This is a genomic window from Exiguobacterium sp. s140 (genome assembly GCF_018617035.1).
GTDB lineage: Bacteria > Bacillota > Bacilli > Exiguobacteriales > Exiguobacteriaceae > Exiguobacterium > Exiguobacterium profundum.
Genome location: NZ_JACSJK010000001.1, coordinates 1,515,697 through 1,538,359, shown reverse-complemented (window position 1 = coordinate 1,538,359; position 22,663 = coordinate 1,515,697). Strand labels below are relative to the sequence as shown.

Here is a 22,663-nt window from a genome sequence, read left to right as displayed (position 1 = left end):
GACACGTGGAGCTGAATGATACTAATCGGTCGAGGCTTTGATCTAGTCTAATGGTTTGTGTTGATGAATCCTCAGTTTTCAGGGAACAAACCCTAAAACAATATTGACATGCGTATGACGCGGTGTTAATATTCATTTTGTCTGGTGGCGATAGCGAGACGGCCACACCCGTTCCCATGCCGAACACGGAAGTTAAGCGTCTCAGCGCCGAAAGTAGTTGGGGGATCTCCCCCTGTGAGGATAGGACGTTGCCAGGCAAAATCGTTCCGCAATAGCTCAGTGGTAGAGCAACCGGCTGTTAACCGGTAGGTCGTAGGTTCAAATCCTACTTGCGGAGCCACTTTCTCTTTTGGAGAGCTGTCCGAGTGGCCGAAGGAGCACGATTGGAATTCGTGTAGGCGGCAAAACCGTCTCAAGGGTTCGAATCCCTTGCTCTCCGCCAGTTTTTCAAATATGTAATGGCCCGTTGGTCAAGCGGTTAAGACACCGCCCTTTCACGGCGGTAACACGGGTTCGAATCCCGTACGGGTCACCATTTAATTTTATATCGTCGCGGGGTGGAGCAGTCTGGTAGCTCGTCGGGCTCATAACCCGAAGGTCGTCGGTTCAAATCCGGCCCCCGCAATTAAGTCCGGTCTCGTGGTGTAGGGGTTAACATGTCTGCCTGTCACGCAGAAGATCGCGGGTTCGAATCCCGTCGAGACCGCCATTTTTATTTTAGAATCAATCATACTACATATGGCTTTGTAGCTCAGTTGGTAGAGCAAAGGACTGAAAATCCTTGTGTCGGCGGTTCGATTCCGTCCAAAGCCACCATATGTGGGGGGGTAGCGAAGTGGCTAAACGCGGCGGACTGTAAATCCGCTCCCTCGGGTTCGGCGGTTCGAATCCGCCCCCCCCCACCACTTAGGGGCATAGTTTAGCGGTAGAACTACGGTCTCCAAAACCGTCAGCGCGGGTTCGATTCCTGCTGCCCCTGTTTTAATTTCATCATGGCGATTGTGGCGAAGTGGTTAACGCACCGGATTGTGATTCCGGCATTCGAGGGTTCAATTCCCTTCAGTCGCCCCATTATTATTGGGCTGTAGCCAAGTGGTAAGGCATCGGATTTTGATTCCGACATGCGAAGGTTCGATCCCTTCCAGCCCAGCCATTTTGCGGAAGTAGTTCAGTGGTAGAATACGACCTTGCCAAGGTCGGGGTCGCGGGTTCGAATCCCGTCTTCCGCTCCAATGACTTTTGGCGCCATAGCCAAGTGGTAAGGCAGAGGACTGCAACTCCTTTATCGTCGGTTCGATTCCGACTGGCGCCTCCAACATAATATGCCGGTGTGGCGGAATTGGTAGACGCGCACGACTCAAAATCGTGTTCCTCTGGAGTGTCGGTTCGACTCCGACCACCGGTATCCGTATGACTCTAACTGAGGTTAGGGTCTTTTTTCTGTTCGCTATTTTTTTTTGAGAAGAAAGGACATTCATTCAGCTCGAATGTTTTAAACAAGAAGAAACGAGGTGGATGATATTCAATATACAGAACAATCGAATCGGTTCATCCGATTTGCTGACAACGAATGTGTGGGTTCTAGTCGCTTATACGAAGTGCTAGCTCGAGAAGTGGCCCAGCATGAATGGCTCTTATCTTTGTGTGAAAACATACTAAAGGGACAACCTGCTCCAAATCTATTGTTTGCATCTGTTCATGAACTGGTAATTCAAGACTCTGCTGATGAGTTGGCCACCTATTATCCTAGCGTGACAAAATATCCAAAACAAGCTGAAGATGTATTTCCCTCTTTTTAGCTTTTTGCCATACATACGAAAGTGAGATCCGTCATCGATTGAGGACCCGTCGTGTGCAAACGAACGAGGTTCAACGATGCGCCTACTTGTATCCGATATTTTCGAAGATTCAACAACAGACGCAGCAATCACTCGCACTGCTCGAAATCGGAACGAGTGCAGGGCTTCAACTATTTGTTGACCAGTACGCTTATGAGTATAATGGCGTCCCAATCAACCCGATAAGCATCTCATCAGTAAACATCTCAGCGACCGTCGAATCGAACGAATCATTCCATCTCGAGGCTAAGACGCTATTAGACATCGGAACGCGTATTGGTGTCGATTTGAACATTGTGGACTTGACAGATCAAGCAGAGCGGTCATGGTTGAATGCGTTAATCTGGTCAGAGCATGAGACACGACGGCAACTGCTTCAGGCTGCCATGAATGAAATCAATTTTAATATGGTGACGCTCATTGAAGGGGATGGTGTGACGATGCTACAAGATCTCGTATCGCGTGTGTCGGAGACAGAGACGTTATGTATCTTCCATACACACGTGGCAAATCAGATGTCACGTCCCGTCAAAGAAGAACATTTGAAGCAAGTCGAGCGAATTGGACAAACACGAGACGTCTTCCATATCTATAACAATATCCAAGATCGTTTCCTTCATGTAGATTTGTATCAGGACGGTCAACTTACAGCGTTTACGTTTGCAGAATCAGAGGGGCACGGCCGTCAATTTCAAATCCTGACGCCACTCGATTCTTTGTTTCATCCATGATCTTTTGAATGATTAAGATATATTAACATATTGATTTCATTGAATTTAGAAAAACTTACGAATACCTGTTGACAGATTAATAGTATAGGTGTATATTAACTATAGTCGCTTGAACGACAACAATATTTCATGCGGGTGTAGTTTAATGGTAAAACCTCAGCCTTCCAAGCTGATGACGAGAGTTCGATTCTCTTCACCCGCTTCATATCTCTCTGCCGAGTGGCGGGGAGATTTTTTGTATGCGAAAATATATAGAGGAGGTGAACGGAATGGACCCGTACACATTAAAACAACAAATCTTAGCGTATGCCGAAACCATCGGGATTGATGAGTTGAAAGTGACGACAGCTGATCCGTTCATCGTCATGAAACAACGACTCATTCGACAACAAGAGAAAGGATATGCCTCTGGATTCGAAGAACCGGATTTAGAGAAACGCACAAATCCTGAACTTCTGCTTGAAGAGGCACAGTCGATCATTGCGATCGCCATCGCCTATCCAAGTAAATTAAAAGATGCGCCCCGTAGTGTCGCCGGGGAGAGACGAGGGTTGTTTGCTCGTGCTTCGTGGGGACTCGATTACCATCGGGCGGTCGGCGATCGATTGGCCAAACTTCAAGCGTACATTGAAGAATTGGTTCCAAACGTGCGAACGCGTTCGATGGTCGATACGGGTGAGCTCGTCGACCGTGCTGTCGCAGAACGTGCGGGGATTGGATTTAGTGGGAAAAACTGTTCCATCATCTCTCCTGAGAAAGGATCCTATCTTTATTTGGGCGAAATGATTTTAGATGTATACTTACCACCGGATGAAGCAATTGAAGACGGATGTGGGGATTGCGATAAATGTATGACAGCTTGTCCGACGACGGCCCTTGTTGAACCAGGTGTCCTCGATGCGAAGCGCTGTATCGCCTATCTCACGCAGATGAAGACGTTGATGCCACGAGAGTTTCGGTCGAAGCTTGGTGGTCGATTATATGGATGTGACACGTGTCAGCAAGTCTGTCCATATAATCGCAAAAAGGACTGGCGCCACCATGAAGAATTGTTACCGGAAGCTGAGATTGTCAAACCGCTCTTAGAGCCTCTTCTGACATTGAGCAACCGGGAGTTCAAACAAAAGTTCGGACATTTATCAGGCGCATGGCGCGGGAAGAAACCGATTCAACGAAATGCGATTTTAGCGCTCGCGCACTACCGTGAACTTTCAGCGATTCCAATCTTAAGGGAATTTATTAAACAGGATGAACGCGAAGATATGCGCGCGACGGCTGTTTGGGCAATCGGTGCGATTCTTGGACCTGATGCCGATTCGATATTTGAAGAGATTGAACGGAATGAAACGTCTGATATGGTTCATGAAGAGATTCGCATATATCGAGAGGAGTGGGCACATGAAGATCGTGTCGTCTAAGTGGGGACCGCTAATGTACGAGATAAATGGATCAGGTAAGTTGACCGAATTGGAGTTCACAACACATGAACCGACAGAAGAAGCACCTGAATGGTTGCGGAATCTTATGACGCGAGTCGAGCGGACAGGGTTTCAAGAAACAGATCGTGCCTACGTTGACATGAACGGGACACCGTTTCAACAGGAGGTGTGGGATGCGCTTTTGACCATTCCTTATGGCGAGACACGCACATATAAGCAAATTGCTGAACAAATCGGTCGGCCGAAAGCCGTTCGCGCCGTCGGTCAGGCGCTCAATCGAAATCCGTTGCCGATTCTATTTCCGTGTCACCGTGTCATTGGAAGTAGTGGGAAGCTTGTCGGTTTTGCGGGAGGATTGGCTGAGAAACAACGCCTTCTAGAATTTGAAATGAAAAAGTGAGGGAAACCAACCATGGCAATTCATGTCGTAATGTTTCAACCAGAAATACCAGCAAATACAGGGAACGTCTCACGTACGTGTGCGGCGACGAATTCGGTGCTTCATTTGATTCGTCCGCTCGGATTCTCGACGGATGATAAGATGTTAAAGCGTGCCGGTCTCGACTATTGGCAATTTGTCGATGTACGCTATCATGACTCGTTAGAAGAGCTGTGGGAGAAGCATCCGGATGGTCAGTTCTTTTATATTACGAAGTACGGGGAACAATACCCGAGTGATTTGGACGTTTCAGATGTAGACGGTGACTATTTCTTCGTCTTTGGTCGTGAGACGAAAGGGTTACCGATGGAAGTCATCGAGAACAATTTAGATCGCTGCATCCGTCTGCCACAATCGAACCTCGTCCGTTCATTGAACGTATCGAATACAGCAGCCATCATCGTCTATGAGGCGCTTCGTCAACAGGGATATGCAGGATTGAAATAAAAAGAGCCGGATTCGTAAGAATCCAGGCTCTTATTCGTTACCCTCAGGTTTACGGTTATATCCAGCTGTCAAAATTGCTGCGAGGAAGACGACGCTGATTCCAACCATCAATAATAGGCCCATCCAAAAATCCCCCTTTTATTCTCCATAACTATAAATAGTATAATATACTTGGTAGGTGAATTGCACTGAATATAAGAAATTACTGTGAAATTGGAGAAGGAACATGAAAACGAATGTGTACTTACTGAGCTATGCCCCACTCATCGGAATTATTTTGTTTTCGATGTCACTTGCGATTGCGACCTCCGAGTACGTAATCCAATGGCTGAATCAAATTGGCGTATATAGTGAAATTATCGAACTATTATCGGTGCAAGAGACGAAAGTGCTCATGCTCGTTGTATTCTTCACGATTTTCTTTATGTTGTTTAGCGCATTCAAATTGGTGGCCGATACGTTCAATCAACTCGGCTTCGCCTTTTTTGCGCGCGAAACGAATGGCACGTCGCTTCATCGGCTCAAACCTGGGGCCATCATCTTCCTCATCGGGTCTGGAATCAGCTTTCTCTTTTTGAACACGTTACTCGCCGTCATCGCCGTCCTCGTAGGAACGCTCTTGATGTATCTCTTTTACTATGTCTGGCAAGTAAGCCAATCGATGTCCGTCCCACGAGCCATCGGCTTATTGCTTATGCAGGCCGTCATGTGGGCGACGTTGATCAGCGGGTTAGGTTGGTCGGTCCTTCGCTTGTTCAACTCTGTCGGAGATATTATCTTATGAAGCATTCTTTTGGACCGACCTCGGATGTGATTGAAGCGTGGTGTCAATCATTTGTCCCAGAGGAAACCTTGTATTGGATTGATTCTTCGTTTCTTGAGGATATACCGAGTTCCTGTCTCGTGATTCCGAGGCAGGAATTTTTCAATCATCCGCTTTACCGTAGACCCGATATTACGAATCCATATGTGACGTGGCAGATGGGTCAAGACGTAACTTATGTCATCCATGCGTTCTCTGGCTTTTTGAAGGAGTTACAGGAGCACGTCAAAACACGTTTAATGGAATTTCAAGTGACGACCCATCGTGGCCTTGTTTTGCCGATATCGGTCGAGCAGATGAAACGTCTATCGAATGAGATGATTGTAGAGAAGAATGGCACGCATCTCATCGTCTTGCATCCGCAAAATTGGATTGCGCTCGACATCGAGATGCGTCATTCTCTTCTGCTCGACTATGCGAAGGAGTGGGATCGTTGGGAAGGGGAACCCGGTGATGACTCGATTGCCTCGCATCTTGCGGACTATGCAAATCGGTTTCCCACCCAGGAGGGAAGTAACTGTCTCGCGGCGACGTTGTTTGCGGTCACAGGAAACGAACAAGTCGTTCACCAATGGGTTCATCCGGAGACATTCCTCCAGACCCTAAAGAGAAGTGAGTACGAAACCGTGAAGGATGATGCGCCAAGGTCGAATGACGTCTTGACGTATTGGAACGACCAAGGGCAACTGATTCATGCGAGTTACTGTGTGCGAGAAGGACTCTTTTTCAACAAACATGGTCAAGTCCGTTTCAATCCTTGGAAACTCATCGATCACGACGAGTTAATGGAGCATTGGGGAGCCTATCGACTTCAGATTGAACGTCGAACATAAGCAAAGGAGTCAGTCCACTTTTCAGTGGCTGACTCCTTTTATTGATGTGCCTGTGTCCAGACAATCGCCGGATACGCACGGTTGGCGAGTTCCGGGAACGGACGGGGCGTATCGGCACCGAGCCAGATGGCGGTGATCGTGCGGTCGGTCAGTCCGACATACCACATATCTTTATTGTCGTTCGTTGTTCCGGTCTTTCCTCCGAGATACTCAAACTCATGTTTCAGCTGATTCGCATAGCGACCTGTACCGTATGAGGTGACGGTCGATAACGCTTTTTTCATCTCACTAATCGTTTCCGGAGACCAGACTGTCTCTTCCGTTAAGATCGGGGTCAGTGTTGGTTCACCGGACTTGAATGTGATTTGTTTGATTGTATGTCCGGATGTATACTCGCCTTTATTTAAGAATGGGGTATAGGCGGCGGCGAGTTCTTTTGGGGAGACCCCTTGTGTGAGACCGCCAAGCGCACTCGCTAAGTTCTCGTCCTGTTCATCCCATTGACTGAACATCATATCAGCTGTCTTATACGCGCGTTCCTGATCGATTGCTGAGAAGGCGGCGAGCGCAGGTGTGTTATACGAGAAAGCGACCGCATCTTTCAATAAGACATCGCCTAACACACGGTTGTGACTATTTCCGGGACAATAAGAACCGTAACAAGCCTGACGACCGTCAAGTACCGTGTCTAGTGTCGCTCCCGTCTCTTCGATGAATGGGGCGAACACGAGGATCGGTTTGATTGCGGAACCAGGTTGGCGGTACGCCTGGGTCGCTCGGTTGAACTCGCCGACTTGCGTCATCTCAGAGTCGACCATGGCCACGATTCTCCCTTGAGGTGTGAGTTCCGTATAGCCCCCGTTCACACCGGGAGGAAGTTGACTCATCACTTGTTTTGCTTGTTTCTGCTTCCCGGTTGATAAGTAAGTCTCGATTGTCGCTTCATGCGTGGATAAATAATCTCTTGCCTCGGCATCGTCTAAGTCATAGCGTGACCGTACCAATTGAATCGCTTCGCGGACGGCTGTATCCATGTAGTCCGGGTATTGAATCGTTTGAATGCGAAACGACGCTTGTAGCTTGACACCATGATACTGATCATATGCACTCTTCGAGAGAACACCCGCTTCAAACAGTTGCGTCAAGATTCGGTCCTTTCGTTCGAAAAAAGTGTCGGATGGATTGAGAGGATCATAAAGTGACGGGTTATTTGGCACCGTCAACAAGTAAGCGAGTTGGTTCCAATTCAGATCGTCGAGCGGTCTTGAAAAGTATGTATCGGCTGCAGATTGAATGCCATATACATTATGCCCAAAAAAAATAACGTTGCTATAAGCTGTTAAAATTTCTTTCTTGCTATAATTTTTTTCTAGTGCTCGCGCAAGCAATAACTCTTTCACTTTTCGTTCATAAGTCCGTTCATGTGTGAGATACACGTTCCGTGCCAACTGTTGCGTGATCGTACTTCCACCTTGGACAGATGTCTCGTTTGCGTTATTGATAAATGCCCGGGCAATCCCGCTCAAATCATAACCGGGATGGGCATTGAATTTACGGTCTTCGATGGTCATAATCGCATCTTGGATATGTTCGGGCAACGCTTTCGGAGACACGTCATTTCTACGGCCAGTCAAGTAGATCTGCTGTTCTCCACCGTTGTATGCGAGTATGACGGCATGCTTTGACGAGAGTGGTTGTGCCGATACCAGCTCGTGTCCCCAGGAAAGAATTTCATCTGCCTGGTCAATCTCTTCTTTCAATGCAGTGGCAAGTGACAAGGAAGCGGCCAAAAGCCCAGCAAAAAATAAGGTTCCAATCCAAGCTCTCATCTATTTCACCTCTCTCTATACATTATATCGTCCAATTTACAAAAAAAATAAAAATGTAAACGTTATCATATAATAATTCGAGAAGGAATACTTTAGGAAAGGACGAAAAAGGGTAAAAGAGGTTGTATATCACGATTTTGAGGAGGCTTATTATTTATGAAGCAAGAAATGGTTGCGATGCTCCTTGCGGGAGGAGAAGGAAAACGATTGGGGCCTCTTACGCGAAAAACGGCGAAACCGGCCGTGAATTTCGGCGGAAAGTACCGCATTATCGATTTCCCATTGTCAAACTGCACGAACTCGGGAATTACAACAGTCGGGGTATTGACGCAATACGAGCCACTTGAATTGAATCGTTACTTAGGAATCGGGACGGCGTGGGATTTAGATCGTCGCAATGGGGGGTTAGCCATTCTCCCACCTTACCAAGCACAGTCGGGGAAAAACTGGTACGAAGGGACGGCCAATGCTATCTATCGCAACTTGAGTTACATCGATGATTACGATCCGGATTATGTGTTGATTCTTTCGGGGGACCACATCTATAAAATGGACTACGAGAAAATGCTCGAAGCCCATAAAGAAAAACAAGCCGATGTAACCATCTCTGTCATGGAAGTGCCATGGGATGAAGCGCCGCGTTTCGGAATTTTGAACACAGCGGATGACCTTCGCATCAATGAGTTCGAAGAGAAGCCAGAAGAACCGAAGAGCAACTTGGCCTCGATGGGGATTTACATCTTCAACTGGAGCGTCTTGCGCGAACACTTGATTAAAGATGCTGAAGACGAAACGTCTAGCTTTGACTTCGGGAAGAATATCATTCCGAACACGCTTCTTCAAGGACTCGACGTCTTCGCTTATAAATTCAAAGGCTATTGGAAAGACGTCGGTACGATCCAGTCTCTTTGGGAAGCGAATATGGACCTCTTGGAAGAAGAGCCTCCATTCGATTTATATGACCCGGAGTGGAAAATCTATTCGGTCAACCCGAACCAGACTCCTCAGTATATTGGAAAAGATGCTTGTGTCGAACAGTCTGTAATTAACGAAGGATGTCATATCGAAGGCGAAGTCCAACATTCAGTGCTATTTTACGACGTCCGTGTCGGAGAAGGTTCACTCGTTAAAGACTCGGTGATCATGCCAGGAGCTAGAATCGGGAAGGATGTAACAATTCACAGAGCCATTGTCGCTAGCTGTGCAGTCATTGAAGACGGCGCGACAGTAGGTGAGCCGGGTGGTGAAATCGTTGTTATTGAACCACACGAAAACATTGAAAGTGGAACCGTCTTCAAACAAAGAGTTTAATACGAGTAAAGAGACACGCAAGGAGGCGTTACTGTTGACGAACGATTTATTAGGGGTCATTAACTTAGGAACGGAACAAGGTCTGTTTCCGGAATTTACTGGACATCGTAATCTGGCATCAGTCCCATTCTCAGGACGCTATCGCCTGATTGACTTCACCTTGACGAATATGATCACACAAAATATTAATCAAGTCGGAATCTTTACGTTAGACAAGTATCGCTCGTTGATGGATCACCTCGGCTCGGGAAAAGAGTGGGATTTGGACCGTTCGCAAGGTGGTCTCCACATCTTCCCACCAGCGTTGAAACCGGACGGGGAAGCGTTTCTTGGCGACTTGGCCAACTTCTCGATGCACCGTGAACACTTCATTCGCAGCAAGCAGCCGTATGTGGTCATCACAGGTTCGAATGTATTGACGACGATTGACTACAACGACATGCTCGCACATCATAAATCGATGGGCGCGGACATCACGCTTGCCTATACGACCCATGAACAGAAATGTGGCTATTGCCGTCCGATACGCCTTGGGGAGAATGACCGCGTCGTCGGCATCTCTGAGCGCGGATTCTCACCGGATGATGAGTACACGTACACAGAAACGATCATTATGTCGAAGAATCTCTTCATGCGTCTCGTTGATGAAGCGACCTCTAAAGGCGAATATGACCTGTTGGATGGCGTCATTCGTCCCCAGCTTCATCGTTTACACGTGCACGGGTACCATTATGTCGGGAAAATGCAGGTCATTCACTCGGTGCTTTCTTACTATAATGAAAGCATGCGATTACTCCGTGGCGAAGGCATCATTTATGACTTCCCGCATATCTACACGAAAATCAAACATGAGCCACCGACTCGTTATTTGAAAGGATCAAAGGTAAACGAGGCGCTCGTGGCAAATGGATGTAAGATTCATGGCGAGGTGCAAAATAGTATTCTCTTCCGTGGTGTTGAAGTCAGTAAACACGCACGCGTGAAAAACTCAATCATTTCATCAAAATCGATCATTGAAGAAGGAGCTGTCGTTGAAAACGCGATTTTGGATAAAGAAGTTGTTGTAAAACGAGGACAGGTCATCCGAGGCACAATCGACGAACCGATTGTCATCGCGAAACGAACAGTGGTATGAGGAGGATTTTATGAAAATTTGGTATGTTGCTTCAGAAGCGGCACCGTTCATGAAAACGGGGGGGCTGGCCGACGTTGTCGGTTCGCTCCCTCAAGCGGTGGCGGGCCTAGGAGAAGAAGTCAGTGTTGTCATGCCGAAATATGGCTCGATCGCTGAAGAGTATGTGGACGAGATGGAGTATTTATTCGACCTGATTGTTCCGGTCGGGTGGCGCAAACAGTTCGGGGCAGTCTTGAAGTTAGAGCGGGACGGCATCACGTATTACTTCATCGACAACGAGTATTACTTTAAACGTGACGGTGTCTTATATGGACACTTTGATGATGCTGAACGATTCGCCTTCTTCTCTCGCGCTGTACTCGAAATGATTGGGAAGATGGAAGACGTACCCGATGTCCTGCATTGTCATGACTGGCAGACAGGTATTTTACCGGCCTTCTTACGAATCCATTATCAACATATTGAAGCGTATCAACGCATTCGCACCGTGTATACCATCCATAACCTACAATACCAGGGGATTTTCCCAGAAGAGATTCTTGGAGAATTGCTACAGTTCGGTCCTGAACATTTCACGGCCGAAGGAATTCAACATAACGGTCTCGTCAATTACATGAAAGCCGGCATCGTCCATTCCGATCAAATCACGACCGTCAGCCCATCGTATCGCGACGAAATCATGGAACCCTATTACGGTGAAGGATTAGACGGGGCGTTGCGTCATCGGGCAGTCGACGTGCGTGGCATTTTAAACGGGATTGATTTGGCGACAAACGATCCGAGTACGGATCAGCGAATCGCAGAGACGTACAATCTAGACACCTATAAACAAGGAAAAGTTGTCAACAAACGGGCGTTACAAGAGCGACTTGGGCTTGAAGTACGTGACGATGTCATGCTCATCGGTTTTGTCAGCCGACTCGTTGACCAAAAGGGTCTCGATTTAATTAACGGTGTCCGTGAAGAACTTGGACAGCTCCCTTGCCAGTTCGCGTTCCTCGGTTCGGGACAACCGGAATATGAAAGAATCGTTCACGAGATGACAGCCGCTCACCCGGGGAAAGTCGGGTCATATATCGGTTTTGACATCGAACTCGCACACTTGATTTATGCGGGATCGGATGCCTTTTTAATGCCGTCACGTTTTGAGCCTTGTGGTCTCAGTCAATTGATCTCCATGCGATATGGCACCTTGCCGATCGTACGTGAGACAGGTGGACTCCGGGATACCGTGAAGCCGTACAACGAGTTCACGCAAGAAGGGACCGGTTTTGGATTCATGAACTACAATGCTCATGAGATGTTGGCGACGATTGAAAAAGCGATTCGTGTCTTCTATGAAAAAGAAAACTGGCATGCCCTCGTCCATCAAGCGATGACCGCGGACTATAGCTGGAAACAATCCGCCAAGCAATATCGTGAGTTATATCATTTATTCGCATGAGTGGAAGGAGCTAACTTGATTTATGTTCACAGATAAACAAAGCTTTGTCGACGCATTTAAAGAACGGTTCATTGCATTGAACGGGAAGTCGATCGAGGATGGGACAGAGCAGGAAGTGTATCAAACATTGGCAACGATGGTACGCGAGCAGGCCATGCCTAAATGGATTCACACCCGCGACCGTCAAGAAGAAAAACACAGTAAGCAAGTCATCTATTTCTCGCTAGAATTTTTATTAGGTCGCTTCTTATACAACAACTTGCTCAGTTTAGACGTATTGGAGCTCGTTAGAGACGGACTGCAAGATCTCGGATACGACTTCACAGACATTACCGAGTTGGAACCAGAGCCGGGTCTTGGGAATGGAGGGCTCGGGCGCCTGGCCGCCTGCTTCCTCGATTCGTTGGCTGCACTCAGTTTACCTGGGCATGGAAACGGGATCCGCTATCGTTATGGACTCTTCAAACAGAAAATTGTAGACGGCTATCAAGTCGAGTTGCCGGATAACTGGCTCCGTGACGGGAACATGTGGGAAACGAGACGTCAGGATAAAGCGGTCGAGATTAATTTCGGTGGCTGGATTGAGATGAAACAAATCGGAGATCGATTGCGTGTCGTCCATCATCCAGACGAGGTTGTTCTTGCCGTTCCGTATGATATGCCGATTATCGGTTATAAGAATGATGTCGTGAATACGTTACGTCTTTGGAACGCCGAATCACCACTTGACGACGAGGCGTATTTAGAGAAGACGAAAGGGACGTATAAAGACTTGTTGAAACATAAACAGTCGATTGCTACCATTTCGGAATTCTTGTATCCAGATGATACGACGTATGAAGGAAAAGTATTACGTTTGAAACAACAATACTTTTTTGTATCTGCAGGCATTCAATCGATGCTTGTTTCCTATTTGAAGCGAAATAAATCACTTAAGCAGTTAGGCGACCATTACGCGATTCATATCAATGATACGCATCCGGTCGTCGCAATCCCTGAATTGATGCGCATCTTGATGGATGAGCATGGATACGGTTGGGACGAGGCGTGGCGGATTACAAAGAGCGTCATGTCGTTCACGAACCATACGCTACTCGCAGAAGCGCTTGAGAAATGGCCGGTCGAGATGTACCAACGCCTCCTGCCGCGCGTGTATCAAATCATCGAAGAAATCAATCGACGTTTCTGTCGAGACGTACTCGTCAACTATCCGCACCTCGAATCCCATATGGGAGAGATTGCAATTGTGTCAAACGAACAGATCAATATGGCCAATCTCGCTGTCGTCGGTTCTCATTCAACGAACGGCGTAGCGCAAATTCATACGGATATTTTAAAACAGCGCGAGATGCGTTACTTATATGAGATGTTCCCGCTTCGCTTCAACAACAAGACGAACGGGATCACACACCGCCGCTGGCTCTTGAAGTCGAACCCGGGATTATCCGACGCCATTACGGAAGCAATCGGCCCGTCATGGATCGAACATCCGAACGACTTGGAAAAGTTGATGGATGTTTCGAAAGACCGGAGCTTCCAAGAAAAAGTCATGGACGTGAAGCAACAAAACAAATTGGACTTAGCGGCATACATTCAAGAAGAAACGGGAGAGACAGTGGACCCTCATTCCATCTTTGACGTACAAGTCAAACGCTTGCACGCCTATAAGCGACAATTGCTGAATGCCCTTCACATCCATGCGCTTTACTTGAAGATTCAAGCGGACCCGACGTTTACGATGGTGCCTCGCACGTTTATCTTTGGCGCCAAGGCGGCACCGGGATACTACTATGCGAAAGAGATCATTCGCTATATCAATGCCCTTGCCACGCTCATCAATAAGGACAAGCGGGCGAGTCAATTCATTAAAGTCATCTTCCTTGAAAACTATCGTGTCTCCATGGCCGAACGGATTTTCCCAGGGTCTGACTTGAGCGAACAAATCTCGACTGCGAGCTATGAAGCATCCGGTACCGGAAACATGAAATTCATGATGAACGGAGCCTTGACGATTGGAACGTTAGACGGGGCCAATATCGAAATTCGTGACGCCGTCGGTGATGATCACATCTTTATCTTTGGATTATCTCCGCAAGAAGTCATGAACTATAAGAAGTTCGGAGGCTATCATGCGGCAGAGATGTATCACGCACATCAGGAAATCAAAGATGTGGTCGATGGTCTTGTCAACGGAACGTTCGATAAAGTGGGCGAATATCAATTCCAATCCATCTTCGATTCTCTCCTCGTCTATAACGATGACTTCCTCGTCTTGAAAGACTTTGTCTCGTATATGCGGGCACAGCGACGAGTCGATGAGGTGTTCAGTGACCAATCACGTTGGGCTGAAAGCTCAATCGTCAATACGGCGAAGTCAGGAATCTTCTCGAGTGACCGTACCATCACGGAATACGCAAACGCGGTCTGGAATATCAAACCGACGAGCGTAAAATAAAAAGGATCCACCCTTAGGGGTGGACCTCGTTTTCTGGATAGCTGATCCAATCGGAATAGGATCCCGGATAGAGTCGGACATCATCTTTTCCGAGAGCGTGAAGCGCCAAAATATTGACGCAGGCGGTCACACCGCTACCACAGTAAAAGATGGGGTTCTCAACGGGAAGAACATCTTTATACAGTTCTTTTAAGTCGTGGAAGTCTTCTAACGTCCCGAGTTCTGTTATGGCCTCGGCATAAGAGCAGAGCAATGCGTTCGGAATATGACCTGCTTTTGAGTCGATTGGTTCATGTGACCCGTTGAAGCGATCTTCAGTTCGTGAATCATAGAGTGAGCCGCTCGCAGCAGCTTTCACTTCATCGAGTGTCGCAATCATATGGTCTTGGAAGTCTGGCGTATAGTCGCTTGTCGGATAGTGTGGAACGTCCGTAGTGGTCTCACCGCAATAAGTGATGCCAGATTGGATACCGCCTTCTAACACAACGACCCGTTCGTGACCGGCCCATTTGAAGAGCCACCATGCACGGGCTGCGAATGGGAAGCCGTCATCGTAAATGATGACCAAATCTTCTTTTTTCAAGCCGATGCGACGAAGTGTTGCCGTCCATGCTTCTTTCGAAGGGAGCGGATGCCGTCCGCCGTGTTCGCCGAGCGGACCGGACAAGTCTTCCATCAAATCGAGAAAGACAGCGTTCGGAAGATGTCCCTTTCGGTAGACATATTTACCATAGGACGCGTCGTTTAGCGAATATCGGCAATCGATGAAACGAATCGAGTTCGTATGCACGATTTGTTTTAATTCTTGGGCACGCATTGTTGGAAACATTAATATCACCTCGAGGTTTCGTTACTCTCATCGTATACAAGATGGAAGCAATTGGCGAGTACTTCGATTGAATTTTTTGAGGGTGAAAGGGGAATGAATCATGACATGGCAACAAACGTATGACCGTTGGAATCAATTCGAAGGGCTCGAGCCGCATTTACGTGCGGAACTTGAAGAACTCGCAAAAAATGAAACCACATTAGAAGATGCATTTTATAAGACGCTCGAGTTTGGAACAGGCGGGATGCGTGGAGAAATCGGACCAGGTGCGAACCGGATGAACGTCTATACGATTCGAAAAGCGTCACAAGGATTTGCTGATTTTATCTCAGCATCAGGGGAAGAGGCGAAACGTCACGGCGTCGTCATCGCCCATGACTCACGTCATTTTTCGCCTGAGTTTGCATTAGAAGCGGCGCGGACATTGGCATCAAACGGAATCAAGACGTATTTGTTCCCAAGTTTGCGTGCCACACCTGAACTGTCGTTTGCCGTTCGTCATTTAAATGCGTTCGGTGGCATCGTGATCACGGCGAGCCACAACCCACCGGAATATAACGGATTCAAGGTATATGGGGCAGACGGAGGACAGCTTCCACCAGCGGAAGCGGATGAACTCGTTACGTACGTCAATGCGATTGAAGACGAGCTGAAAATTCAGATTGAAGATGAAGCGGCGCTCCGACAAACGGGGCTACTCCTCACAGTTGACTCATCAGTCGATGAAGCCTATATGGAGGCGCTCCAGTCGATTCGGATTCATCATGACGTACAGGACAGCCCGCTTCGGATTGTCTATTCACCGCTCCATGGGACGGGACGCCGTCCGGTTATGGAAGGGTTGAAGGCGTACGGATTTGAGCACGTGACAATTGTAGAGGAGCAGGCAGAGCCAGATGGTGCGTTCCCGACTGTCAGTTATCCGAACCCGGAAGAAAAGGCTGCATTTAAATTAGCAATGGAATACGGGGACCGTGTCGATGCTGATTTACTTATGGCGACGGACCCGGATGCGGACCGTGTGGGCTTGACCGTGCGCGGACGGGACGGGGAGTGGTTCGTCTTGACTGGGAACCAGACAGGCGCGCTCCTAATGGAATACATCCTCTCACAAAAGAGTGAGACAGGTACGTTGCCGTCTAATGGATTTGTCGCTAAGACGATCGTCACGTCTGAACTCGGTGCTGCGATTGCAAAAGCGTACGGTGTACATCTTGAGAACACGTTGACTGGATTCAAGTTCATTGGGGAGAAGATCAAACAATATGAGGAATCAGGCGAATATGAATTCCTCTTCGGGTATGAAGAAAGCTACGGCTATTTGATTGGAGACTTCTGTCGTGATAAAGATGCTGTTCAGGCTTGCCTACTCGCAGCCGAGATGGCAGCTTATCATAAGCAACACGGTCGGACGCTTTATGATGCGCTGCAGTCGATTTACGAGAAGTATGGATTCTATGAAGAGTCCTTGCAGTCGATGACGTTAAAAGGAAAAGCTGGTCTCGAGCAAATCGGACGTATGATGGAGGCGTTTCGTGCCAATCCGCCAAAAGAAGTCGGTGGATATGAGGTCGCCCGTTTCGAAGACTATAAGAAACAAGTGGCGATCGATTTACAGTCCGGTAAATCGGAAACGATTGAATTGCCATCATCAAACGTCTTGAAATTCGTCTTTGCGGACGGTTCGTGGTTCTGTCTTCGTCCATCTGGAACCGAGCCGAAAATCAAGTTTTATTTCAGTGTGCATGCGGATCGTGCCGAGAAGACGACCGCAAAACGTGAAGCGATTGAGGCGGATGTTATGAAACAAGCGAAAGCGATTGATTGATAAGGAACATCACTCTAGAAATAGGGTGATGTTTTTTGTTTGACATGAAGACATCGCGCCAGTATGATGAGGATATTGTTTAAAACCGTGTAATCATATAAGGATTATAGGAAAGGCGGAATTATTATGAAAAAGACATTAACGAGCGTACTCGCAATCGGAGCTTCAGTCGGGCTTCTCGCAGCATGCGGTAACGAAACAGACAGTGGAGCGGACGAAGCGGTCATCACGGTCGGAACAGAAGCGACATACCCACCATTCACGTACAAAGAAAAAGGTGAATTGACTGGATATGACATCGACGTCTTGAATGAAGCGGCAGAACGTGCCGGTTATAAAGTGGAATACGAAGCAATGGACTTCAAAGGACTTGTCCCGGCACTCGACGCTGAACGCATCGACATGATTGCCAACCAAATGAGCATCACAAAGGAACGTAAAGAGAACTATGCATTCTCTGACCCGTACGCGGTGTCAGGAGCTCAAGTCATCGTTGGTTCAGACAACAATGACATCCAAGGGATCGACGACCTCGACGGAAAAGTAGTCGGATCGACACAAGGTTCTGCTTATGCACAAATGGCTGAAGAAGCTGGCGCTGAAGTGAAATTCTACAAAGGGGCGAACCAAGTCCTTCAAGACCTCGAAGTCGGTCGTTTGGACGCGGCCCTCAACGACCGTCTCTTCATCTTGACGGAACTTGAAAAAACAGGTTATGACGTCAAAGCAGTCGGTGATATCTTCAACACAAGTGAAGCTGGATTCATGACACGTCAAGATAGCGACGTGCTTGACAAGTTGAACGACGCGCTCACAGAGATGAAAGAAGACGGCACGATGAAAGAAATCGGTGAGAAGTACTTCGGTGAGGATATCAGTCAATGAATGAACTGATCACGACCGTCATAGAGAACCGCTCGGCCTATCTTGAAGCCATCCAGCTCACGTTGATCGCCAGTGTCCTGTCGATTCTTCTCGCCTTGGCGCTCGGTCTGATCATCGCTTTACTTCATAGTAGTCCGATTAAAATTGTACGATTGTTCACACGGACGTACATTTCGTTCTTCCGTGGAACACCGCTCTTACTTCAACTGTTGATCTTATATGTTGGGCTCACCGGGTTCGTTCAACTCAGTGGGATGCAGGCGCTCATCTTTGGATTAGGCTTCCACTTCGCTGCTTATATCTCAGAAGCGTTCCGAGCAGCCATCAACTCGGTCGACAAAGGACAAGTGGAGGCAAGTGTCGCACTCGGCATTCCGAAAATGAAACGTTTCAAAGACATCATTTTCCCACAGGCACTCTCACGTGCCATCCCACCTGTCTCGAACTCGGTCATCGACATCATCAAGTCGACATCCCTCGGGACGGTCATCGCGGTACAGGAGTTGACGTACGTGTCTGACCAGATTGCGGCCACGACGTATTTGGTCATGCCGTTGCTCTTGTTCTCGGCGTCGATTTACTGGATTTTATCGACCTTGATCCAAGCCGGTCAACACAAACTCGAACAGCGTTACGCGATTCGATAAGAAAAACCTCGATTCATACGAATCGAGGTTTTTTGTATACCTTAACGGATGACTGCTTCAGTTTCTCCGTCGAAGAAGTGTGCTTTTGTCATATCGAGTGCGAGTTCGACATCGTCACCCATGTGGATGTTCGAGCGACCGTCAACGCGTGCTGTGAACTGTTGTCCACCGAGTTCAGCGTAGAGGTAAGACTCAGACCCCATGAGCTCAGCGACGTCGATGTGCGCTTTGAACGTGTGTGTCGTTGGTGAGTCGATGTAGATTGGCTCATCGTGGATTGATTCGGGACGAATTCCGAGGACGAGCTCTTTTCCGACATAGCCACGATCACGAAGCGTCTTCATTTTTCCTTCTGGTACGTTGACTTCTTCACCGTTCGTGATGAATTTGCCTTCTGCGAGTGTACCGCGGAAGAAGTTCATCGATGGTGAACCGATGAAGCCGGCGACGAAGATGTTGTCTGGATGATCATATACTTCTTTCGGCGAACCGACTTGTTGAATGATTCCGTCTTTTAAGATGACGATCCGTGTAGCGAGTGTCATCGCTTCCGTTTGGTCATGGGTAACGTAAATCGTCGTTGTGTCCAAGCGGTTGTGGAGTTGAATGATCTCTTTACGCATTTGTACACGGAGTTTCGCATCCAAGTTTGAGAGTGGCTCATCCATCAAGAAGACTTTTGCGTCACGGACGATTGCACGACCGATGGCAACACGCTGACGTTGTCCACCTGACAGCGCTTTTGGTTTACGCTCGAGGTATTCTTCCAAACCGAGAATGCGGGCAGCGTCTTTTACGCGACGATCGATCTCGTCTTTCGGGAACTTACGGAGCTTCAACCCGAACGCCATGTTGTCGTAGACGCTCATATGCGGATAAAGTGCGTAGTTTTGGAAGACCATGGCGATATCACGATCTTTAGGAGCGACATCGTTCATTCGTTTCCCGTCAATGATAAAGTCACCGTTTGAAATCTCTTCAAGTCCTGCGATCATACGAAGTGTCGTCGATTTTCCGCAACCAGACGGTCCGACGAAAACGATGAACTCACGGTCTTTGATATGCAAGTTGAAATCGCTGACGGCTTTTACGCCACCATCGTAAATTTTATCAATGTGTTCTAAACGAATTTCTGCCATGTCGTTAGCCTCCTAAAGAATCTATGTGTATATAATAGCGCTTACAAGAACGATTATATAATGAAACCGCTTGCATTGAATATGGACAAGTTGCACAAAAACCGTCAATCGGATTTGTGCAACATGACCATGAGTTGAAGGAGGCTAGCGTCATAGAACGTTCGAGCATCGTAACCCGTCGTCTCAAATAGGCGATCGAGCCGATAATTTAGCGTGTTTCGATGCATGAACAGTGCTTTGGCGGTATGCGAGACATTCAACGAGTGACGAAACAACGCCTCTAATAATTCGATTGTCGATAAATCGAGCATTTGCATTAACGGGGCAGTGATATGCATCCGCTCTTTTGAGTCCTGTTGTAGTAAATAATGGTATAATAATTGACTAGCAGGGTAAGTTTTAGTAGACATACGTGCGTATGGCATGAGCAATTGATGTTGACGATACACATGGGCAAGCGAACCTTGTGGACGTTCGCTATAGACAGCATGTGCCTCGATGAAACAGTCACTCGCAATGGCCCGCAATACGTCTTCAAACTCCTGAAGATCGACGAATGGGCTTTGCTCAATTAGCTCGATATGTCTTGTCGACATCAAGATGACCTTGGCATGCGGCATAAAGTCACGGACGATATTGACGAAGGATTCGAACGATTCTTCTTCTGCTTCTTGGAGAGAAAGAGAGATGAGCCGAAACGGTTGCTCAAAACGAAACGTCTCATCTTGAAGTGTTGCTTGCCATTTTCGTTGATGGGGGTCTGATTGAAGGATTGGCGTCGCCCACATCGCCAACAGCTTTTGTTCGCGTTCGCTCAATTCGAACGCGGGGAGTCCGAATAGGGTACCATCTTGCGTCTCGAACCAATCAAGGTCACCAGATGCATCTTCCGACCGATGGACAGCAGTCGGAAAAATCGATTTAATACGATCAAACGTATTCAATACTATCACCTCAACAACAATGTATCATATTTCAGATCGGAGGCTTGCAGTTTGGACGGGTTATTTAAGATTTTACTCATGATATTGATCGGGGCGACCATCGGGGGCGTGACCAACTTTCTCGCCATCAAGATGTTGTTCCGACCACACGAACCGAAATACATCGGTTCATTCCGGATTCCTTTTACACCAGGACTCATTCCGAAACGTCGAGATGAACTGGCATCTAGTTTAGGGAAGACGGTCGTCAAACACCTATTGACACCAGAGGGTATGCGGAAGCGATTGCTAGATGACCAAGTGACGACGCATATTACGCACTTTGCGCAACAAGAGGTCCAGACGATGTTACGCTCGGATAAGACGGTTCGCGAGCTATTGGAACCCCTCTATCCGAACGCAGAGGCACGATTCCTCACGCTAGCAGATGAAAAACTACGTGACGAGCTATCGAACGTCATGGCTGAAGTGAAAGAACGAAAGCTGTTTGAGTTACTTGGAGAAGAAGGGATGGACCGTGTACGAGTGGTCATTCCTGAAGTCGTAGAGGCGCTTCTCGTCAAATCAGAGGAATATTTCTATTCTCCTGAAGGTGAGGCGCAACTTCGTCACATGGTTGACTCGTTCGTCCAGCGTCGTCTCGGATTTATCGCAGGGTTCATTCAAAACATGAACTTTGTCGAGATGGTTCGACCAGAAATCGTCAACATCTTACGTGGTCAATCGACCCGTGACGGAATGACGACGATGATCACGCGTGAATTTGAGCGATTCAGTGAGAAGACGGTCGATACACTGATCGATGACCGACTCGAAGCACGACTCATCGATGGCATCACAGACCAAGTTGTATCTCGTTTGCCAATCGGACAATTATTGGATCGTCCGGTCTCGTCGTATACACAGTCCGTCGAATCCCGCATTGTCGACGAACTCGTTCCACAAGGTGTCGTGCTTGTCATTGAGCGCTTCACGAACCAAATGGAGACAATCATGGACCGATTGAAGATTGATAAGATTGTGCAAGAGCAGGTCCAATCACTCGACACGTCGTACCTCGAAGAGATCGTCTTATCGATCTCGAAACGAGAGTTCCGGGCAATAACATGGCTTGGTGCGCTGTTAGGTGGTATGATTGGGTTGATTCAAGGGTTGATTGCCATCTTGTGATGGCTTAACCCTAATAGCATTTAGGAGGACGTTACATGTCACAAACAAACTTGTACGACCAAGCTTACCAATTGGAGAAAGCACTTCGCGATTCTGAAGAGTTCACAACACTCTCTTCTTTATACGATCGTGTCAATGCGGATGCGGAAGCGAACCAGTTGTTCGCTGACTTCCGTAACATCCAAATGACGCTTCAACAAAAGCAGATGCAAGGAGAGGAAATCTCTGAGCAGGAAATGATGGATGCACAAACGAAAATGATGAACGTTCAACAGAACGAATTGATCATGGAGCTCATGCAAGAAGAGCAACGCATGCACCAACTCGTCACAGAAGTGACGAAAATCATTATGAAACCACTCGAGGAGCTTTATGCCCCGATGGTGAACGAAAACGAAGTTCAATAACAAATGATGTGCGGATGGCTTTAGAGCCATCCGTTTTTTTGTTGATGAGATTGTCACACGCTTTAAGTAAGCGCTTACATAAAGTGGGTT

The 22,663-nt window shown here is 47.6% G+C and carries 18 protein-coding genes, 14 tRNA genes, 1 rRNA gene and 1 pseudogene; 30 read left to right on the top strand and 4 right to left on the bottom strand.

The genetic code is table 11. From position 1 onward, the window contains the following. Positions 1–140: 140 nt before the first annotated feature. The 21 genes and pseudogenes from rrf to KNO61_RS07875 all read left to right on the top strand — a co-directional run bounded on the left by rrf (position 141) and on the right by KNO61_RS07875 (position 6,550). Positions 141–257: ribosomal RNA gene (gene rrf / locus KNO61_RS07975) — 5S ribosomal RNA — on the top strand. An 8-nt stretch (positions 258–265) separates the two neighbouring features. After that, positions 266–340: transfer RNA gene (locus tag KNO61_RS07970), tRNA-Asn, on the top strand. A gap of 11 nt (positions 341–351) precedes the next feature. Then, positions 352–442: transfer RNA gene (locus KNO61_RS07965), tRNA-Ser, on the top strand. Between the two features lie 18 nt (positions 443–460). Further along, positions 461–535, top strand: a tRNA-Glu gene (locus KNO61_RS07960). 16 nt (positions 536–551) lie between these two features. After that, positions 552–625 (top strand) — tRNA-Met (locus tag KNO61_RS07955). An 8-nt stretch (positions 626–633) separates the two neighbouring features. After that, a tRNA-Asp gene (locus tag KNO61_RS07950) sits at positions 634–709 on the top strand. A 31-nt stretch (positions 710–740) separates the two neighbouring features. After that, positions 741–816 (top strand) — tRNA-Phe (locus KNO61_RS07945). A 5-nt stretch (positions 817–821) separates the two neighbouring features. Then, positions 822–905, top strand: a tRNA-Tyr gene (locus KNO61_RS07940). Between the two features lie 3 nt (positions 906–908). Beyond that, a tRNA-Trp gene (locus tag KNO61_RS07935) sits at positions 909–979 on the top strand. A gap of 16 nt (positions 980–995) precedes the next feature. After that, positions 996–1,071 (top strand) — tRNA-His (locus KNO61_RS07930). A gap of 7 nt (positions 1,072–1,078) precedes the next feature. Next, a tRNA-Gln gene (locus KNO61_RS07925) sits at positions 1,079–1,153 on the top strand. A gap of 4 nt (positions 1,154–1,157) precedes the next feature. Continuing rightward, a tRNA-Gly gene (locus KNO61_RS07920) sits at positions 1,158–1,232 on the top strand. Positions 1,233–1,241: 9 nt separating this feature from the next. Continuing rightward, a tRNA-Cys gene (locus tag KNO61_RS07915) sits at positions 1,242–1,315 on the top strand. A 9-nt stretch (positions 1,316–1,324) separates the two neighbouring features. Next, positions 1,325–1,405: transfer RNA gene (locus KNO61_RS07910), tRNA-Leu, on the top strand. A 106-nt stretch (positions 1,406–1,511) separates the two neighbouring features. Continuing rightward, a pseudogene (locus KNO61_RS07905) lies at positions 1,512–2,569 on the top strand (DUF2332 domain-containing protein). 131 nt (positions 2,570–2,700) lie between these two features. Next, positions 2,701–2,771 (top strand) — tRNA-Gly (locus tag KNO61_RS07900). Positions 2,772–2,838: 67 nt separating this feature from the next. Then, complete coding sequence (gene queG, locus KNO61_RS07895) at positions 2,839–3,987, top strand: tRNA epoxyqueuosine(34) reductase QueG (RefSeq protein WP_214685787.1); 1,149 nt, start codon at positions 2,839–2,841, stop codon at positions 3,985–3,987. After that, the gene (locus tag KNO61_RS07890; protein WP_214685789.1) at positions 3,968–4,408 is read left to right on the top strand and encodes a methylated-DNA--[protein]-cysteine S-methyltransferase; all 441 of its coding nucleotides are present in this window, start codon (positions 3,968–3,970) and stop codon (positions 4,406–4,408) included. The genes queG and KNO61_RS07890 overlap by 20 nt, the downstream gene beginning before the upstream one ends. Positions 4,409–4,420: 12 nt before the next feature. Then, entirely contained in the window at positions 4,421–4,894 is a 474-nt protein-coding gene (gene trmL / locus KNO61_RS07885) for a tRNA (uridine(34)/cytosine(34)/5-carboxymethylaminomethyluridine(34)-2'-O)-methyltransferase TrmL (RefSeq protein ID WP_015880908.1), read from the top strand. A 226-nt stretch (positions 4,895–5,120) separates the two neighbouring features. After that, on the top strand, positions 5,121–5,678 hold the full coding sequence (locus KNO61_RS07880) for a DUF5366 family protein (RefSeq protein WP_078146399.1): 558 nt from the start codon (positions 5,121–5,123) through the stop codon (positions 5,676–5,678). Further along, complete coding sequence (locus tag KNO61_RS07875; RefSeq protein WP_078146400.1) at positions 5,675–6,550, top strand: hypothetical protein; 876 nt, start codon at positions 5,675–5,677, stop codon at positions 6,548–6,550. The genes KNO61_RS07880 and KNO61_RS07875 overlap by 4 nt, the downstream gene beginning before the upstream one ends. Before the next feature lie 38 nt (positions 6,551–6,588). Here the strand turns inward: KNO61_RS07875 and KNO61_RS07870 are convergent, their stop codons facing one another. Beyond that, positions 6,589–8,379: a transglycosylase domain-containing protein gene (locus tag KNO61_RS07870; protein ID WP_214872893.1), complete on the bottom strand. Its 1,791-nt coding sequence runs from the start codon at positions 8,377–8,379 to the stop codon at positions 6,589–6,591. A 156-nt stretch (positions 8,380–8,535) separates the two neighbouring features. Between KNO61_RS07870 and KNO61_RS07865 the strand changes: the two genes are divergently transcribed. The 4 genes from KNO61_RS07865 to KNO61_RS07850 are packed head-to-tail and all read left to right on the top strand — an operon-like array spanning position 8,536 to position 14,724. Next, the gene (locus KNO61_RS07865) at positions 8,536–9,690 is read left to right on the top strand and encodes a glucose-1-phosphate adenylyltransferase (protein WP_015880913.1); all 1,155 of its coding nucleotides are present in this window, start codon (positions 8,536–8,538) and stop codon (positions 9,688–9,690) included. After that, entirely contained in the window at positions 9,623–10,825 is a 1,203-nt protein-coding gene (gene glgD, locus KNO61_RS07860) for a glucose-1-phosphate adenylyltransferase subunit GlgD (RefSeq protein WP_270812938.1), read from the top strand. Before KNO61_RS07865 ends, glgD begins: the two co-directional genes overlap by 68 nt. A 10-nt stretch (positions 10,826–10,835) precedes the next feature. After that, positions 10,836–12,269: a glycogen synthase GlgA gene (gene glgA, locus KNO61_RS07855; RefSeq protein ID WP_078146402.1), complete on the top strand. Its 1,434-nt coding sequence runs from the start codon at positions 10,836–10,838 to the stop codon at positions 12,267–12,269. Positions 12,270–12,291: 22 nt separating this feature from the next. Continuing rightward, complete coding sequence (locus KNO61_RS07850; RefSeq protein WP_214731803.1) at positions 12,292–14,724, top strand: glycogen/starch/alpha-glucan phosphorylase; 2,433 nt, start codon at positions 12,292–12,294, stop codon at positions 14,722–14,724. Between the two features lie 13 nt (positions 14,725–14,737). Here KNO61_RS07850 and KNO61_RS07845 read toward each other — a convergent pair whose 3' ends face one another. After that, positions 14,738–15,553, bottom strand: a complete 816-nt coding sequence (locus KNO61_RS07845; RefSeq protein ID WP_078146404.1) for a sulfurtransferase — start codon at positions 15,551–15,553, stop codon at positions 14,738–14,740. Positions 15,554–15,653: 100 nt separating this feature from the next. On the opposite strand from KNO61_RS07845, the gene KNO61_RS07840 reads away from it, so the two are divergent. The 3 genes from KNO61_RS07840 to KNO61_RS07830 all read left to right on the top strand — a co-directional run bounded on the left by KNO61_RS07840 (position 15,654) and on the right by KNO61_RS07830 (position 18,913). Then, positions 15,654–17,381 carry a phospho-sugar mutase gene (locus tag KNO61_RS07840; RefSeq protein ID WP_214817730.1) on the top strand — a complete coding sequence of 576 codons (1,728 nt, stop codon included), beginning with the start codon at positions 15,654–15,656 and terminating at the stop codon, positions 17,379–17,381. A gap of 126 nt (positions 17,382–17,507) precedes the next feature. Further along, on the top strand, positions 17,508–18,266 hold the full coding sequence (locus KNO61_RS07835) for a transporter substrate-binding domain-containing protein (RefSeq protein ID WP_078146406.1): 759 nt from the start codon (positions 17,508–17,510) through the stop codon (positions 18,264–18,266). Further along, complete coding sequence (locus KNO61_RS07830; RefSeq protein ID WP_214872892.1) at positions 18,263–18,913, top strand: amino acid ABC transporter permease; 651 nt, start codon at positions 18,263–18,265, stop codon at positions 18,911–18,913. The genes KNO61_RS07835 and KNO61_RS07830 overlap by 4 nt, the downstream gene beginning before the upstream one ends. A gap of 41 nt (positions 18,914–18,954) precedes the next feature. On the opposite strand, the gene KNO61_RS07825 is transcribed toward KNO61_RS07830, so the two are convergent. Continuing rightward, positions 18,955–20,052, bottom strand: a complete 1,098-nt coding sequence (locus KNO61_RS07825; protein ID WP_015880921.1) for an ABC transporter ATP-binding protein — start codon at positions 20,050–20,052, stop codon at positions 18,955–18,957. Positions 20,053–20,156: 104 nt separating this feature from the next. Next, on the bottom strand, positions 20,157–21,005 hold the full coding sequence (locus KNO61_RS07820; protein ID WP_287472313.1) for a PucR family transcriptional regulator: 849 nt from the start codon (positions 21,003–21,005) through the stop codon (positions 20,157–20,159). A gap of 69 nt (positions 21,006–21,074) precedes the next feature. Here KNO61_RS07820 and KNO61_RS07815 point away from each other — a divergent pair, with 69 nt between their 5' ends. Both KNO61_RS07815 and KNO61_RS07810 read left to right on the top strand, forming a co-directional pair. Further along, a complete protein-coding gene (locus KNO61_RS07815) occupies positions 21,075–22,166 on the top strand; it encodes a DUF445 family protein (protein WP_214872905.1) in 1,092 nt (363 codons plus the stop codon). 35 nt (positions 22,167–22,201) lie between these two features. Then, a complete protein-coding gene (locus KNO61_RS07810) occupies positions 22,202–22,573 on the top strand; it encodes a YlbF family regulator (RefSeq protein ID WP_015880924.1) in 372 nt (123 codons plus the stop codon). Positions 22,574–22,663 lie beyond the last annotated feature (90 nt).